We start from the raw sequence: 14,810 nt of genomic DNA on the forward strand, positions 1-14,810 counted from the left end.
TTAAGTAATCTCCAGCTAACTGTACGATGCATTACTCAATAAAAAGAGGAACCATTCTTTATTCTGTAATTAATATCAGAAATAAAAATCTCATTTGCTGAAATAAGAATGTCAGGAGTTTAAATAATAAAATGTGATCTGCATCACTTATTATTGTGATCTCCCGCCTGGCGGGGCTGTCTAATGCAAGATCTGTGCATTAGCGCCCAGGCGTATGTGCATATGCTCAAAATATTCTTTTTGTAAAAGGTTAAAATTGAGCAACCCTCCAGTGTATGACATCATGGCGCTGATTATACTGAGTGCTAATAAAATCGAAGTGCCAATTATCTGATATTAGTTTCGGGTGCTTAAATAAAATCAGATAAGAAACATCACAATAATTATATTTTAAAGTTAGCGGTACCAGAGGAAATTAAAATGACTGTTGAACATGCCGTTGAAACAAAACGGGGCTTACCCACCCGTTATTTAATTTTGCTGATTATATTTATTGTTACTGCTGTGAATTATGCCGACCGCGCTACGTTGTCCATTGCCGGGACAGAGGTGGCGAAAGAGCTGCAACTTGATTCTGTCTCGATGGGCTACATTTTTTCGGCATTCGGTTGGGCGTACCTGCTGATGCAAATCCCTGGCGGCTGGCTGCTTGACCGCTTCGGCTCTAAAAAAGTCTACACATACAGCCTCTTTTTCTGGTCGCTCTTCACCTTCCTGCAAGGCTTTGTTGATGTTTTCCCGATCGCCTGGGCCGGGATTTCGATGTTTTTCATGCGTTTTATGCTCGGTTTCTCAGAAGCGCCTTCGTTCCCTGCGAACGCCCGCATTGTTGCGGCCTGGTTCCCGGCGAAAGAACGCGGTACGGCCTCTGCGATTTTTAACTCCGCGCAGTATTTTTCTCTGGCGCTGTTCTCTCCGCTGCTGGGCTGGCTGACTTTCGCCTGGGGCTGGGAACATGTGTTTACCGTAATGGGCGTGATCGGTTTTGTGTTGACCTTCGCCTGGGTGAAATTTGTCCACAACCCAACTGACCATCCGCGTATGTCCCGCGAAGAGCTGGAGTACATCGAGCAAAATGGCGCGGTCGTGGATATGGACCACAAAAAAACGGACGACAGTAAAAATGCCGGTCCTAAAATGGATTACATCAAGCAACTGCTGTGCAACCGCATGATGCTTGGCGTGTTTTTTGGTCAGTACTTCCTGAACACGATTACCTGGTTCTTCCTGACCTGGTTCCCGATTTATCTGGTACAGGAAAAAGGCATGTCGATCCTCAAGGTCGGGTTTGTTGCCTCCATTCCGGCGCTTTGCGGTTTTGCCGGTGGCGTGCTGGGCGGATTTTTCTCTGATTACCTGATTAAGCGCGGTTCTTCGCTGACCGTAGCGCGTAAATTCCCTATTGTGGTCGGCATGTTACTGGCTTCAAGCATCATTCTGTGTAACTACACCGATAACACTGCACTGGTTGTTGCACTGATGGCGCTGGCGTTCTTCGGGAAAGGTTTTGGCGCGCTGGGCTGGCCGGTGATTTCCGATGTCGCGCCGAAAGAGATCGTGGGTCTGTGCGGTGGCGTATTCAACGTATTCGGTAACGTGGCTTCTATCGTGACGCCGCTGGTGATCGGATACATGGTTAAAGAGTTGCATTCTTTCAACGGTGCGTTGGTGTTCGTAGGCTGTTCAGCGCTGATGATGATGGTCTGCTATCTGTTCGTGGTTGGCGACATCAAACGTATGGAACTGAAGAAATAAGCAACAACTCATTAAGGTACAAAAGATGAATAACGATATCTTCCCAAACAAATTCAAGGCCGCTCTGGCGGCCCAACAGATTCAAATCGGTTGTTGGTCTGCGCTGGGTAGTCATATCAGCACTGAAGTTCTGGGTCTGGCGGGCTTTGACTGGCTGCTGCTGGACGGCGAACACGCCCCAAACGACGTGCTCACTTTTGTACCGCAATTAATGGCATTAAAGGGCAGCGTTAGCGCGCCGGTGGTGCGGGTTCCGACCAACGATCCGGTTGTGATCAAGCGCCTGCTGGACATCGGTTTCTATAACTTCCTGATCCCATTCGTCGAAACCGAAGAAGAAGCGGTGAACGCTGTGGCGGCAACCCGTTATCCGCCGGAAGGCATTCGCGGTGTCTCTGTTTCGCACCGCGCCAATATGTTCGGCACCGTGCCGGATTATTTCCGCCAGTCCAACGCCAACATCTCGATTCTGGTGCAGATCGAAAGCCAGTCGGGCGTGGATAACCTCGACGCAATCCTTGCGACCGACGGTGTAGACGGCGTGTTTGTTGGCCCGAGTGATCTGGCGGCCACGCTGGGTTACATCGGCAATGCAGCGCACCCGGAAGTACAACGCACCATTCAACACATTTTTGCGCGCGCCAAAGCGCACAACAAACCGAGCGGCATTCTGGCGCCGGTTGAAGCCGACGCACGCCGCTACCTTGAATGGGGCGCGACCGTGGTGGCCGTTGGTAGCGACCTTGGCGTGTTCCGCTCAGCCACGCAGAAGCTGGCCGACACCTTTAAGAAATAATCAAACCACCATTAAAGAGAGAGACGCAATTATGACGATGAAAGTTGGTTTCATTGGCCTGGGGATCATGGGTAAACCAATGAGTAAAAACCTCATTAAAGCCGGTTACTCACTGGTGGTCGTGGACCGTAACCAGGACGCCGTGGCTGAAGTGATTGCCGCAGGCGCCGAAGCCGTAACCAGCGCGAAAGCTGTTGCTGAGCAGTGCGATGTGATCATCACCATGCTGCCGAACTCCCCGCACGTAAAAGAGGTGGCATTGGGCGAAGGTGGCATCATCGAAGGCGCTAAACCGGGTACTGTGCTTATCGACATGAGCTCTATCGCACCGCTGGCGAGCCGTGAAATCAGCGACGCGCTGAAAGCGAAAGGTATCGACATGCTGGACGCGCCGGTGAGCGGCGGCGAACCGAAAGCCATCGACGGCACACTGTCCGTGATGGTGGGCGGCGACAAAGCGATTTTCGACAAATATTACGATCTGCTGAAAGCGATGGCGGGTTCTGTGGTGCATACCGGTGATATCGGCGCGGGCAACGTGACCAAACTGGCAAACCAGGTGATCGTGGCGCTGAACATTGCCGCCATGTCCGAAGCGCTGACGCTGGCGACCAAAGCGGGCGTTAACCCGGATCTGGTCTACCAGGCAATTCGCGGTGGTCTGGCGGGCAGCACCGTGCTGGACGCGAAAGCGCCGATGGTGATGGATCGCAATTTCAAACCGGGTTTCCGTATTGATCTGCACATCAAAGATCTCTCCAACGCGCTGGATACCTCGCACGGCGTGGGCGCGCAGCTGCCGCTGACTGCTGCGGTGATGGAGATGATGCAGGCGCTGCGTGCCGACGGTCTGGGCAATGCCGACCATAGCGCGCTGGCATGCTACTACGAGAAACTGGCGAAGATCGAAGTTACTCGTTAATAAGAAGGGCGCGGCACTGCGCCCTTGACTCCTTATTTATCCACCTCTTCAGGCCGCTGTTGGCCTGAAGGGTGAAGTGCGCGGCACTATCAGGCTCACAACTATGAAAATCGTAATCGCCCCAGACTCTTACAAAGAAAGCCTTTCAGCTACTGAAGTAGCGCAGGCGATAGAAAAAGGATTTCGGGAAATTTTCCCGGATGCTCAATACGTTTCCGTTCCGGTTGCGGATGGTGGCGAAGGTACGGTTGAAGCCATGATTGCCGCCACAAATGGCACGGTGCACACCGCACGCGTCACCGACCCGCTGGGTAAACATGTTGAAGCCTGCTGGGGGATGTCTGGCGACGGAAAAACCGCGTTTATTGAAATGGCGGCGGCGAGCGGGCTGGCGCTGGTTCCACCTGAATTACGTAACCCTTTGATTACCACTTCGCGCGGCACCGGGGAACTTATTTTGCACGCGCTGGAGCAGGGGGCGACCACGATTATTATTGGCATTGGCGGTAGCGCGACTAACGACGGCGGCGCGGGTATGGTGCAGGCGCTGGGTGCGAAACTGACCGATGCGAACGGGACGGAAATCGGCTACGGCGGCGGTAGCCTGATAAGCCTGAACGGCATTGATATTTCCGGGCTCGATCCGCGTTTGCAGCATTGCACGCTGCGTGTTGCCTGCGATGTCACTAATCCGCTGATCGGCGAGCAGGGCGCATCACGCATTTTTGGCCCGCAAAAAGGGGCGACGGAAGCAATGATTGTCGAACTGGATCGCAACCTGAGCCATTTCGCCGATGTCATTAAAAAATCATTGCGCGTTGATGTGAAAAACGTGCCTGGCTCCGGCGCAGCGGGCGGGATGGGCGCGGCATTGATGGCTTTTCTCGGCGCGGAATTGCGCAGCGGCATTGAGATTGTGACGCAGGCGCTCAATCTTGAAGAGCATATTCACGATTGCACACTGGTAGTGACCGGCGAAGGGCGCATCGACAGCCAGAGTATCCACGGCAAAGTGCCAGTGGGCGTGGCGCATGTCGCCAAAAAATATCACAAGCCGGTGATCGGTATCGCCGGGAGTTTGACCAGCGATGTGGGCGTGGTTCACCAGTACGGCATTGACGCGGTATTTAGCGTGCTGAGCAGCATCGGTACGCTGGAAGAGGCGTTTCGCGGCGCATTTGACAATATTTATCGCGCGTCGCGCAATATCGCCGCCACCTTGCAAGTGGGAATGTTGACGGAAGGGTGACAGGCGCAAGCAAACCCTCTATACTGCGCGCCGAAGCTGACCAGACAGTCGCCGCTTCGTCGTCGTCCTCTTCGGGGGAGACGGGCGGAGGGGAGGAAAGTCCGGGCTCCATAGGGCAGGGTGCCAGGTAACGCCTGGGAGGCGCAAGCCTACGACCAGTGCAACAGAGAGCAAACCGCCGATGGCCCACGCAAGTGGGATCAGGTAAGGGTGAAAGGGTGCGGTAAGAGCGCACCGCGCGTCTGGCAACAGTTCGCGGCACGGTAAACTCCACCCGGAGCAAGGCCAAATAGGGGTTCACAAGGTACGGCCCGTACTGAACCCGGGTAGGCTGCTTGAGCCAGTGAGCGATTGCTGGCCTAGATGAATGACTGTCCACGACAGAACCCGGCTTATCGGTCAGTTTCGACTCTTAATAAAACCCCGCTTCGGCGGGGTTTTTGCTTTCTGGTGCAGGCAAGATGAATGACTGTCCACTCCGCTTTCTATGAAAGAACGGGGCTTACCGGCCAGTTTCGACTATTCAGGTAAAATCCCGCTTCGGCGGGGTTTTTGCTTTCTGGTGCAGGCAAGATGAATGACTGTCCACTCCGCTTTCGATGAAAGAACACGGCTTACCGGCCAGTTTCGACTATTCAGGTGAAACCCCGCTTCGGCGGGGTTTTTGCTTTCTGGTGCAGGCAAGATGAATGACTGTCCACTCCGCTTTCGATGAAAGAACGCGGCTTACCGGCCAGTTTCGACTATTCAGGTGAAACCCCGCTTCGGCGGGGTTTTTGCTTTCTGGTGCAGGCAGGATGAATGACTGTCCACTCCGCTTTCTATGAAAGAACGGGGCTTACCGGCCAGTTTCGACTATTCAGGTAAAATCCCGCTTCGGCGGGGTTTTTGCTTTCTGGTGCAGGCAAGATGAATGACTGTCCACTCCGCTTTCGATGAAAGAACGCGGCTTACCGGCCAGTTTCGACTATTCAGGTGAAACCCCGCTTCGGCGGGGTTTTTGCTTTCTGGTGCAGGCAAGATGAATGACTGTCCACTCCGCTTTCGATGAAAGAACGCGGCTTACCGGCCAGTTTCGACTATTCAGGTAAAACCCGCTTCGGCGGGATTTTTGCTTTCTGGTGCAGGCAAGATGAATGACTGTCCACTCCACTTTCGATGAAAGAACGCGGCTTAGCGGTCCGTTTCGATTCTTAAAGTCTTCCGAAGGAGTAATCTTGCGGGGTTTTGCGTTCTGAAGCTGGCAACTTACAGGTGTTTTTTTGCGCGCGTGCCGTATCGCTAAGCACCGGTTCTTCTAACCTTAGAAATAAATATCCCGTCGGAAGCCTGGCGAAAAGCGCTAACATGTTCTTAAACGGTTTTGAAACTAGCATCGCGGGAGTCGCTGCCGTCATGGACCAAAAATCATTGATCATTATTCAGATGGGGGATGCCCCGAAGCCTTTACGTGACGCCCACGGGGATGTTCCGCATTGGTTTTGCCGGGCTCTTGGTTGTGCTCCTGAAGAGGTGGACGTGGTTCGCGTCTTTGAAGGCGAAACGCTGCCAGCCCCGGATGCGCGCCGGGCGGCGATCATTACCGGTTCATGGGCGATGGTTTCCGACAGGTTGCCGTGGAGCGAGAAAACCGCAGAGTGGATCCGCGAAGCCATGGCGGTTGAGATGTCGCTGTTTGGTGTTTGCTACGGTCATCAACTGATGTCCTGGGCTTTGGGCGGGAATGTTGAATACCATCCGCAGGGGCGTGAAGCGGGGACGAAAACCGTCTATTTGAACGCCTCGGCGCTCAACGATCCGCTACTCAGCCACCTTTCTGAAAGTTTCCCTGCGCACCTGACGCACCGACAAACCGTGACGCGATTGCCTGAAGGCGCATCGGTACTGGCCTCTTCCGCGCATGACAATCATCAGATTGTTCGCTACGGGCCTCGGGCCATTTCGGTGCAGTTCCACCCGGAAATGACGCCGGAAATCGCGACCGATCTGCTGCGTTTGAACCGCGCGCACATCGAAAAAGAGGGCACCGATGCCGACAGCTTAGTGGCCAGCGTGCTGCCCGCGCCAGGCGCGGCGGAGATCCTCCGCCGTTTCGTGCAGGAAGTGACCGAGCGTAACAAAACGCTGTTATCTGACGCTGCCCAGTGAACGGTCTTGCGCCGTGCCCTGCACCAGCCGGGTTAACTCCTCGCAGCGGGTGATTAACCCGTTTTCCAGCGTGAAATGCGCAAACACGTCAATGTGTGCCTGAGTGCCATCTTTCTTACTTACCGCCACACAATGGTGGGTCAATACATTATTGTTTTGCCCGGCAATAGCGACCACAGTCACATCAATGGCGTGCGTCAGGTGTTTGAGCCTGGCCATATGTTCAACAAAGCCAGTGAAGTCAAGCGTCTGTCCGTCGACAATTTGCTGATAATCCGGCGAGAAGAATTCGCGGATTTTCGCTTCGTTATGGTCAGGGTGGCAAACGACACTGCGCAATGCCAGGGCGATACGTTGGGTGATATCCATCTTTGTTCTCCTCATTTGTGCTTATAAAGAGGATATCGCCACACCGCGTTGGTATATTAACCGTATCAGGACATTGAATACGGTTTATCAGCCATGTTGATCGTACAAAACCAGCGGCTCACGCATCACAACAAGCACACCACCGAATGGCACCAGCACGTCACCGGCCAGCTGTTTTGCATCCAACGGGGGATGATGATTGTGAAAACGGAGCAGGCGCAATGGGCACTAACGCCCGCGACAGTCGGCTGGTTTCCTGCGCATATGCGCCACTGCGCCTGGAGCGTGGGCGACGTGGAAGGGCATAGCCTGCAATTCAACCATGATGATGCCCCCGCTTTCGCGGGCGTGTGGCCTGCCGATCCGTTTATGATGCTGTTGATGGAACGCATAACGCAGTGCGACCCGGCTCGCCAGGCATCGCTTCTGGCGGTGATGATGGAGGAGATTCGCGTGGCGCCAGGCGCGCCGTTGCAGTTAACCCTGCCGCAGGATCGCCGGGCGAAGCGGGTGGCTGAACTGCTGCTGTCGGAGCCACACAATGCGGCAAATCAGGCGCAACTGGCGTGTTGCTGTGGTTTGAGCGTCAGAACATTAAGCCGCTTGTTCAGTGAACAAACCGGGCTGAGTTTTAGTCAGTGGCGACAGCAGGCAAAGGTCCTTGCATCCATGGCGCATCTGCTGCGCGGGGAGTCGGTGAGTGAGACGGCAGAACGCTGCGGGTACGATAACGTCAGTGCTTTTATCGCCGCATTTAAGCTGCGCTTTGGCAGCACGCCGGGGCAGTTTCAGGCGCGAAACCGCGTGCGCTAAGTGCGCGTAAAACCACAGTATGTTCCGGAGAGATTTGCCCGGTCTTATGCGCCGGGGCTTATGGGTCAGGCGGTGGCTTCTTCTTCCGCAAGGCGGATTTCGGCTTCTGCGACAATAGCTTCCAGCTCTGTCAGCATCTCTTCATAACCGAATCCAGCCAGGGCGGGGAGTGGGGTTTGCTGTGTAGGGTCTGTCATAAAATTCATTGTGCTGCTCATTTCATTTACTCACTTACTTAACGCAACTATCACACGGGTAAATCTATCAGCAAAGCGCGAAGCGGCGTATCGACAACGAGTGTTATGTTAGCCTCGTCACGAATAAACGCACCATCACCGCAGGTCAGGGCTTCTTTTGCTTCGCAATGTGTCACGGCGTGCACCGTACCGTGAATAGATTGCAAATAGGCGCGCGGGCCATGCAGTTGAATCTGCAACTCTTCGCCTTTGGCAAGCTCAATATGGTGCAGCCACACTTGCTGGCGGAGTTGCAAACTTCCCTGGCTGCCATCAGGGGACGCCAGCAGTTGCTGCGCCACATCGGCAATGGTCATTTTTTGCACCGGCGGGTTTTCACGCTCGGGGCAGGCATCCAGCCATAACTGCATGCGCGTTAATGATTTGTCTTTGCTCAGGTTATGCTCGCTGTAGCTGATACCGGGCTGGGTGGCAATTAACAACGCTTCACCGGCTTTCGCCTGAACATGGTTGCCCTCGCTATCGCGATATTCCGCTTCGCCTTCCAGAATCAGATTTAAAATATCCACTTTCGGGTAGGTGCGTGGCTGGAACGATGCGCCTGGGGCAAGCACTTCCTGGTTCAACACGCGCAGGGAGGCATAGCCCAGCAATTTCGGGTCGAAGTAATGTCCAAAAGAAAAAGTGTAGCGGGCCTGAAGCCAGCCGAAGTCAGCTTGTCCGCATTGTTTCGCAGTACGCGTAGTAATCATAATTGTTGACCTCTCTTTACTTAAAACAATGTTAAAGGTATGGACGCTGCATTGTTAGCCAGATATTCTGCCCGGTATGTTCAAATTTCCTGAATGAGAACACTCATGGCTAAAGAAAGGGCGCTGACGCTGGAAGCGTTACGTGTGATGGATGCGATTGACCGGCGTGGAAGCTTTGCCGCGGCGGCGGATGAGTTGGGACGCGTGCCTTCTGCGCTCAGCTATACCATGCAAAAACTTGAAGAAGAGCTGGATGTCGTGTTGTTTGACCGCTCCGGGCACCGGACGAAATTCACCAACGTCGGGCGTATGCTGCTGGAGCGCGGTCGCGTACTGCTGGAGGCCGCCGATAAACTGACGACCGATGCAGAAGCGCTGGCGCGAGGTTGGGAGACGCATCTCACACTGGTCACTGAAGCGCTGGTGCCGACGGTCGAGCTGTTTCCGCTGGTCGACCGGCTGGCCGCAAAAGCCAATACGCAGTTATCGCTCATTACTGAAGTGCTGGCCGGGGCGTGGGAGCGGCTGGAACAGGGGCGCGCCGATATTGTTGTCGCGCCGGATATGCATTTTCGCTCTTCGTCGGAAATCAACTCACGCAAGCTCTACTCGGTAATGAACGTCTATGTTGCTGCGCCGGATCACCCGATCCATCAGGAAGCGGAACCGCTCTCGGAAGTGACGCGCGTGAAATACCGCGGCGTGGCCGTTGCCGATACCGCCCGCGAGCGGCCGGTGCTGACTGTACAGCTTTTGGATAAGCAGCCAAGGCTGACGGTCAGTACTATCGAAGATAAGCGCCAGGCGCTGCTGTCCGGGCTGGGCGTGGCGACGATGCCTTATCCGCTGGTGGAGCAGGATATCGCTGAAGGCCGGTTACGTGTGGTAAGCCCGGAATACACCAGCCAGGTGGATATTATTATGGCCTGGCGTCGCGACAGTATGGGCGAAGCGAAAGCCTGGTGTCTGCGGGAAATTCCCAAGCTGTTTGCCGGTAAATAAGCCATTGCTCCACGTTGGTGGAGCAATGCCATTTAGGGGAACGCTTTCGGTTCGGGGCCAAAGGGGTTTTCTACCGGCGTACCGCGCTGGCTGTAAAACGCCAGCAGCATCAACCAGCCAATCACCGGAAACAGCAGCAGTAACAGCCAGCGCCAGCTCCGGTTGGTATCATGCAGGCGGCGTACCTGAACCGCCAGGTTTGGCACCAGCACCAGCAGGGCGTAAATCTGGCTTAACAGGTGCCAGCCGATGATCCTGTCGACCACATACAGCACGCCAAAGAGGATAAGGTTGACCAGTGTGAACATCCAGAATTCGCGGCGATGCGCGCGTCCGTGAAATGTCGCGTAGTTGCTCAGTACCCTAAAATACCAGTCCATTTCCCACCTCAATCAACGGTCAATCCGTTGTTTTCTCAACGATCCCTGTAAGAATAGACGGCAAAAATATAAAGCGAAAACCCGGCGAGAAATAATTTGGGCGCGGTGAAACGCGCCCGGAAGATCAGGAGAAACGCAGGTCGCGTCCGTGTGGCTCATCCAGATCCTGCCACGGCCCGATAGAGATAATTCCGGTCGGGTTAATGGTTTTGTGGCTGCGGTAATAGTGGTTGCGGATATGGGCGAAATCGACCGTTTCCGCAATGCCCGGCATCTGATAAATGTCGCGCAGAAAGCCGTGCAGATTCAGATAGTCGCTGATGCGGTGCTTATCGCACTTGAAGTGAGTGACATAGACCGGATCGAAACGCACCAGCGTTGTCCACAGGCGGATATCCGCTTCCGTTAGCCGGTCGCCGGTCAGATAACGATGCTGCCCCAGGATCTGCTCAAGGCGTTCCAGCGCATTGAAAACATTGACCACCGCTTCGTCATACGCCTGCTGGCTGGTGGCGAAACCGGCTTTATAGACACCGTTATTCACGTTGTCGTAGATCCAGCCATTCAATTCATCTATCTGGCTGCGTAATTCTGGCGGATAGTAATCGCCGGCTTTCGCGCCCAGGCCGTCAAAAGCGGTATTGAACATGCGGATGATTTCCGCCGATTCATTGCTGACAATGGTGTGATTCTTTTTATCCCACAGCACAGGCACCGTGACGCGCCCGGTGTATTGCGGATCGGCGTGCAGGTAGAGCTGATACAGGAATTCGTGTTGGTACAGCGTATCGCCAGTTGCCGCCGGAAAGTCATCGTCAAATGTCCAGCCGTTCTCCAGCATCAATGGGTTGACCACGGAAACAGAGATAAACGGTTCAAGGCCTTTTAACGTACGCAGAATAAGCGTGCGGTGCGCCCACGGGCATGCGAGTGAAACATATAAGTGGTAGCGGTCTTTCTCGGCGGCAAAGCCACCTTCGCCAGAAGGACCTGGTGTGCCATCTGCGGTAAGCCAGTTGCGAAATGCGGATACCGAGCGCTGGAAACGTCCGCCGGTGGATTTGGTGTCATACCAGTTGTCGTGCCAGACGCCGTCAATCAGTTGTCCCATTTTGTCTCCTCCTTCTGAATAGCAAAAGCGAGGAGTGGTCTCCTCGCTTTGATCTCTTCTCTCAGTATAGAGCGCTTACCATTTTTTATTCAGGACGCGGTCGATACTGATGGCACCCGGACCAGTAATGCCCAGCAGCAGATAACCGCCAGCGATGGTCAGGTTTTTCATGAACATCAGCGAGTTCACGCCTTCTGCAAAGTTGCTGTGGAAGATGAATGCGGTCAGCAGCGTGAAGCCCGCGGTGAACAGTGCTGTAGTACGGGTCAGGAAACCGAACAGAATCGCCAGACCGCCGCCGAACTCAAGAAGAATGGTCAGTGGCAGGAAGAACCCCGGCACGCCCATCGCTTCCATATATTGCTGAGTACCTGCATAACCGGTGATTTTGCCCCAGCCTGCGGTAATAAACAGAATCGGCATCAGGATACGAGCAACCAGGAAACCAGCATCTTCTAATTTTTTCATCTTTCTCTCCAGGGAACCACAATAGCGGCTTTCAGTAAAATGTCTGCAATTACGGGCGAATGCCGCGTGCTTGCTGTCGATGGAGAGGATAGTAATCGTGACGGGAAAAGATTGTTAGCAAGGAAAACTGTCGAAATTTTTCAAAAAAACTGAGCAAACAGAAAAGCAAACGGGCGATGAATAATCATCGCCCGCGTAAGCCGTGCTGTGATTGTGTTTCAGTGCGTTGCGTTGAGCGTCGATTTGACCAGCCGCCATAAGCTCCATGCGCCTAAACCGCGTTTGGCCCAGCGCACAAGCATATTGGGGTGGCGAACGGACCATATCGCCATCGCGCTGCTGCCCACCAGCGCCCATGAGCGCAAGCTGAGCAGCGTATTCCAGCCGCGATCGTAGGCTCCGGTTGCTTCCAGCCACTCACGGCGACTGGCGGTGAGATCTAGGCGTTGTTGTTGGATTTCACTGAGCAAACGAGCTTTGCGCTTCAGACGTTCCGCTTTGCCGCTCACTTATCCTCCTCCAGCAAGGCACGATCGTTTGCCAGCTCCTGGCGAGTATGACGCAACAGCGTCGAGGCCCGCGCTTTACGCAATGTCCAGATGCCGCCTATCAACGCCAGCACCAGCAACACGACGGTGGTTGCAATCATCGCATTCAGGCGATATTGCGGATCGATGGCCCAGATAATCAGCACCATCAGGCTCATCAGGCCAAATGCGGCGAAAAGCATGGTAAGCCCTACCATAAGCAGCAACTGGAATAAGTTCGCTTTCTCTTCTTCCAGCTCGACAACCGCCAGCCGCAGGCGGGTCTCAACCATTTCAACAAGAATGGTCACAATGCGTTGACCAATCCCCAGTACGCTTTTGCCCGGCCCTTGCGCGTTTCGCAAATCCGTCATCTTAGCGACGCGACAGCAGTACGCCCAGCACCACACCGACGGCGGCGCCGATACCTACGCTGGCCCACGGGTTGTCACGCACATACTCGTCGGTACGCGCAGCCGCTTCGCGGGTTTGGCGGGCGAGTGCATCGCCGGTTTCGCCCAAACGGTGACGGCTGTCGCGCAGCGCCTGTTCCGCTTTGGTGCGTAATTTACTCAGCTCTTCTTTCGACTTATCGCTGGAATTGCTCAGCACTTCTTCCAGTGTATCCGCCAGGGATTTCAACTCAGCGCGCAAATGGTCAGCATTATCTTTCGACATAATTCTCTCCAGGTGAGTGAGTGGTTATTTCCATTAAATCAGTAGTCACGCGCTTCCAGGGCTTTCAGTTCCGCCTGTGCCTCTTTCAGCTTGTGCTCGCGTTTGCTTATTTTCTCCGCATTGCCTTTTTGCTTTGCCTCATTCAGATCGTGGCGACGCTCGGCAACCTCTTCTTTCATCTCAGCGATTTTTTTCTGATGGGCGGCGCGCAGCTTGCTGTCAGAGCAATTGGCGCGCACTTCTCGCAGCGCCTTGTTCAGACCGTCAATTCGGCTCTGATTGTTATGCTTTTCGGCATAGCTGATTTCGCGTTGGATCTCATGCTCCTTTTCCTGGCAGGGCGAAGCCGCCTGGGAAAATGCGCTCAGCGAAAAAAGGGCCAGCGCCAGTGCAATGCGGTTTTTCATAATCGAGAACCTTCCATTGTTGGCCAGCGAAACGATGGTTACGCCAGCGTCCAGTGACATAAAGCGAACTCTGGTTCCGTGTACTCAAGCATAGTAAGTAAACGGACAAACACCAAAGTGAGTGAAAAGATTCAGAATCCTGGAAAGGTTAACCGAATCGATGTGTGCTGTTGCGCAGGCGGGTCAGCCACGCGGAAGTTTGGTTGTTATCATCGTCCTGGGCGGCAATGATGTAACCATGAGGTAAGGTGCGATCGAGCACGATTTTCGCCGCCGCGCTCTGTTCACTGGATTCAAACTTGATTAACAGCGTGTCGTCCTGCGGCGTAATACTTTTAAAGTGAATGCCATTGGCATCAAGATGGTGCCAGACAGAGAAACCATCCGGCACGCTGACATTTTGCGCGATCGGGCGAATCGCCAGCGTTGATTCACGGTTTTGCAGCGTCGTCCAGGCGAAAAACATCACGCTGAAAACGGTCATCGCCGCGACACCCATCAGTAACCAGCGTAAAAAGGGACGTTGCAATTCCATGGCCTTAACCCCGGTTGCGATATTTTTTCTTCCACAGCACCACTAGTGAGCCAGCAAGGCCAATCACCAGTAATACCACCGGAAGCAACATCAGGCAGGACATCAGGGCATCTTCGTATTTACGAAACACCGGCGTCTTGCCCAGCAGATAACCTAGTGTGGTCAGTATCAGCACCCACAGCAGGCCGCTCATCCAGTTGAAAAACTGGAAGCGGGCATTACTCAGACCAGAAAGTCCGGCAATAGTTGGTAACAAGGTGCGAACAAATGCAATAAAACGACCAATCAACAGGGCGGAAAGGCCATGTTTGTGGAAAAGATGGTGCGCGCGCTGGTGATAATGCGCAGGCAGATGTGATAACCAGTTTTGCACGATGCGGGTATTACCCAGCCATCGTCCCTGAATGTAACTGAGCCAGCACCCCAGGCTTGCCGCCACTGTCAGCAATAAAATGGTTTGCGGATATCCCAGCGCACCTTTTGCAATCAGCACGCCAATCAGTACCAGCAGGCTATCACCCGGAAGAAACGCCGCCGGAAGCAGGCCGTTTTCAAGAAATAAAATGACAAATAAAACAAAATAAAGCATGCCGATCATACCGGGCTGCGAGAGTGTCGCGAAATCCTGGCTCCAGAGGGCATGGAGTAATTGGCTTAAAAGTTCCATTCAGTGTTCCTGGTACATCGGTTTACGTCACGCC

At 54.1% G+C, this 14,810-nt stretch carries 18 protein-coding genes, 1 other RNA gene and 1 pseudogene; 8 read left to right on the top strand and 12 right to left on the bottom strand.

All coding sequences use genetic code 11. The features are described 5' to 3' along the window. Positions 1–420 precede the first annotated feature (420 nt). From C813_RS25805 to C813_RS25830, 6 genes are all read left to right on the top strand, one after another. The gene (locus C813_RS25805; protein ID WP_017457386.1) at positions 421–1,755 is read left to right on the top strand and encodes an MFS transporter; all 1,335 of its coding nucleotides are present in this window, start codon (positions 421–423) and stop codon (positions 1,753–1,755) included. A gap of 25 nt (positions 1,756–1,780) precedes the next feature. After that, the gene (gene garL / locus C813_RS25810; RefSeq protein ID WP_017457387.1) at positions 1,781–2,551 is read left to right on the top strand and encodes a 2-dehydro-3-deoxyglucarate aldolase; all 771 of its coding nucleotides are present in this window, start codon (positions 1,781–1,783) and stop codon (positions 2,549–2,551) included. Positions 2,552–2,582: 31 nt separating this feature from the next. Next, the gene (gene garR / locus C813_RS25815) at positions 2,583–3,473 is read left to right on the top strand and encodes a 2-hydroxy-3-oxopropionate reductase (RefSeq protein WP_017457388.1); all 891 of its coding nucleotides are present in this window, start codon (positions 2,583–2,585) and stop codon (positions 3,471–3,473) included. Positions 3,474–3,576: 103 nt separating this feature from the next. Beyond that, entirely contained in the window at positions 3,577–4,722 is a 1,146-nt protein-coding gene (gene garK, locus C813_RS25820) for a glycerate 2-kinase (protein ID WP_017457389.1), read from the top strand. Positions 4,723–4,754: 32 nt separating this feature from the next. Continuing rightward, positions 4,755–5,133, top strand: an RNA gene (gene rnpB / locus C813_RS25825) — RNase P RNA component class A. 984 nt (positions 5,134–6,117) lie between these two features. After that, a complete protein-coding gene (locus tag C813_RS25830; protein ID WP_040016591.1) occupies positions 6,118–6,870 on the top strand; it encodes a glutamine amidotransferase in 753 nt (250 codons plus the stop codon). Here C813_RS25830 and C813_RS25835 read toward each other — a convergent pair. Next, positions 6,850–7,239: a nuclear transport factor 2 family protein gene (locus tag C813_RS25835; RefSeq protein ID WP_017457391.1), complete on the bottom strand. Its 390-nt coding sequence runs from the start codon at positions 7,237–7,239 to the stop codon at positions 6,850–6,852. The two genes, C813_RS25830 and C813_RS25835, sit on opposite strands and share 21 nt — an antisense overlap. A gap of 93 nt (positions 7,240–7,332) precedes the next feature. Here C813_RS25835 and C813_RS25840 point away from each other — a divergent pair, with 93 nt between their 5' ends. Beyond that, entirely contained in the window at positions 7,333–8,052 is a 720-nt protein-coding gene (locus tag C813_RS25840; protein ID WP_017457392.1) for a helix-turn-helix domain-containing protein, read from the top strand. 65 nt (positions 8,053–8,117) lie between these two features. Here C813_RS25840 and yhaL read toward each other — a convergent pair. Next, a pseudogene (yhaL, locus tag C813_RS47625) lies at positions 8,118–8,207 on the bottom strand (protein YhaL); the annotation flags it as partial. A gap of 92 nt (positions 8,208–8,299) precedes the next feature. Continuing rightward, positions 8,300–9,001 (bottom strand): pirin family protein, encoded by a 702-nt coding sequence (locus C813_RS25845; RefSeq protein WP_017457394.1) that lies wholly within the window; start codon positions 8,999–9,001, stop codon positions 8,300–8,302. A 105-nt stretch (positions 9,002–9,106) separates the two neighbouring features. On the opposite strand from C813_RS25845, the gene C813_RS25850 reads away from it, so the two are divergent. Then, positions 9,107–10,003 carry a LysR family transcriptional regulator gene (locus C813_RS25850; protein ID WP_017457395.1) on the top strand — a complete coding sequence of 299 codons (897 nt, stop codon included), beginning with the start codon at positions 9,107–9,109 and terminating at the stop codon, positions 10,001–10,003. Positions 10,004–10,035: 32 nt separating this feature from the next. On the opposite strand, the gene C813_RS25855 is transcribed toward C813_RS25850, so the two are convergent. The 9 genes from C813_RS25855 to yqjA all read right to left on the bottom strand — a co-directional run bounded on the left by C813_RS25855 (position 10,036) and on the right by yqjA (position 14,776). Beyond that, entirely contained in the window at positions 10,036–10,383 is a 348-nt protein-coding gene (locus tag C813_RS25855; RefSeq protein WP_017457396.1) for a DUF805 domain-containing protein, read from the bottom strand. A 124-nt stretch (positions 10,384–10,507) separates the two neighbouring features. Next, the gene (locus C813_RS25860; RefSeq protein ID WP_017457397.1) at positions 10,508–11,494 is read right to left on the bottom strand and encodes a glutathione S-transferase family protein; all 987 of its coding nucleotides are present in this window, start codon (positions 11,492–11,494) and stop codon (positions 10,508–10,510) included. 75 nt (positions 11,495–11,569) lie between these two features. Next, positions 11,570–11,962: a DoxX family protein gene (locus C813_RS25865; protein ID WP_017457398.1), complete on the bottom strand. Its 393-nt coding sequence runs from the start codon at positions 11,960–11,962 to the stop codon at positions 11,570–11,572. Between the two features lie 218 nt (positions 11,963–12,180). Then, positions 12,181–12,471: a YqjK-like family protein gene (locus C813_RS25870; RefSeq protein WP_017457399.1), complete on the bottom strand. Its 291-nt coding sequence runs from the start codon at positions 12,469–12,471 to the stop codon at positions 12,181–12,183. Then, a complete protein-coding gene (locus C813_RS25875) occupies positions 12,468–12,863 on the bottom strand; it encodes a phage holin family protein (RefSeq protein ID WP_017457400.1) in 396 nt (131 codons plus the stop codon). Before C813_RS25875 ends, C813_RS25870 begins: the two co-directional genes overlap by 4 nt. Position 12,864: 1 nt before the next feature. Then, positions 12,865–13,167, bottom strand: a complete 303-nt coding sequence (locus tag C813_RS25880) for a DUF883 family protein (RefSeq protein WP_017457401.1) — start codon at positions 13,165–13,167, stop codon at positions 12,865–12,867. A gap of 38 nt (positions 13,168–13,205) precedes the next feature. Further along, positions 13,206–13,574, bottom strand: coding sequence for a DUF1090 domain-containing protein (locus C813_RS25885; RefSeq protein ID WP_025263828.1), 369 nt, complete (start codon positions 13,572–13,574; stop codon positions 13,206–13,208). 148 nt (positions 13,575–13,722) lie between these two features. Continuing rightward, a complete protein-coding gene (gene mzrA, locus C813_RS25890; RefSeq protein ID WP_017457403.1) occupies positions 13,723–14,109 on the bottom strand; it encodes an EnvZ/OmpR regulon moderator MzrA in 387 nt (128 codons plus the stop codon). Positions 14,110–14,113: 4 nt separating this feature from the next. Beyond that, positions 14,114–14,776, bottom strand: a complete 663-nt coding sequence (gene yqjA / locus C813_RS25895) for a DedA family general envelope maintenance protein YqjA (RefSeq protein WP_017457404.1) — start codon at positions 14,774–14,776, stop codon at positions 14,114–14,116. Positions 14,777–14,810 lie beyond the last annotated feature (34 nt).

The sequence above is a fragment of the Kosakonia sacchari SP1 genome (assembly GCF_000300455.3).
Taxonomy (GTDB): Bacteria; Pseudomonadota; Gammaproteobacteria; order Enterobacterales; family Enterobacteriaceae; genus Kosakonia; species Kosakonia sacchari.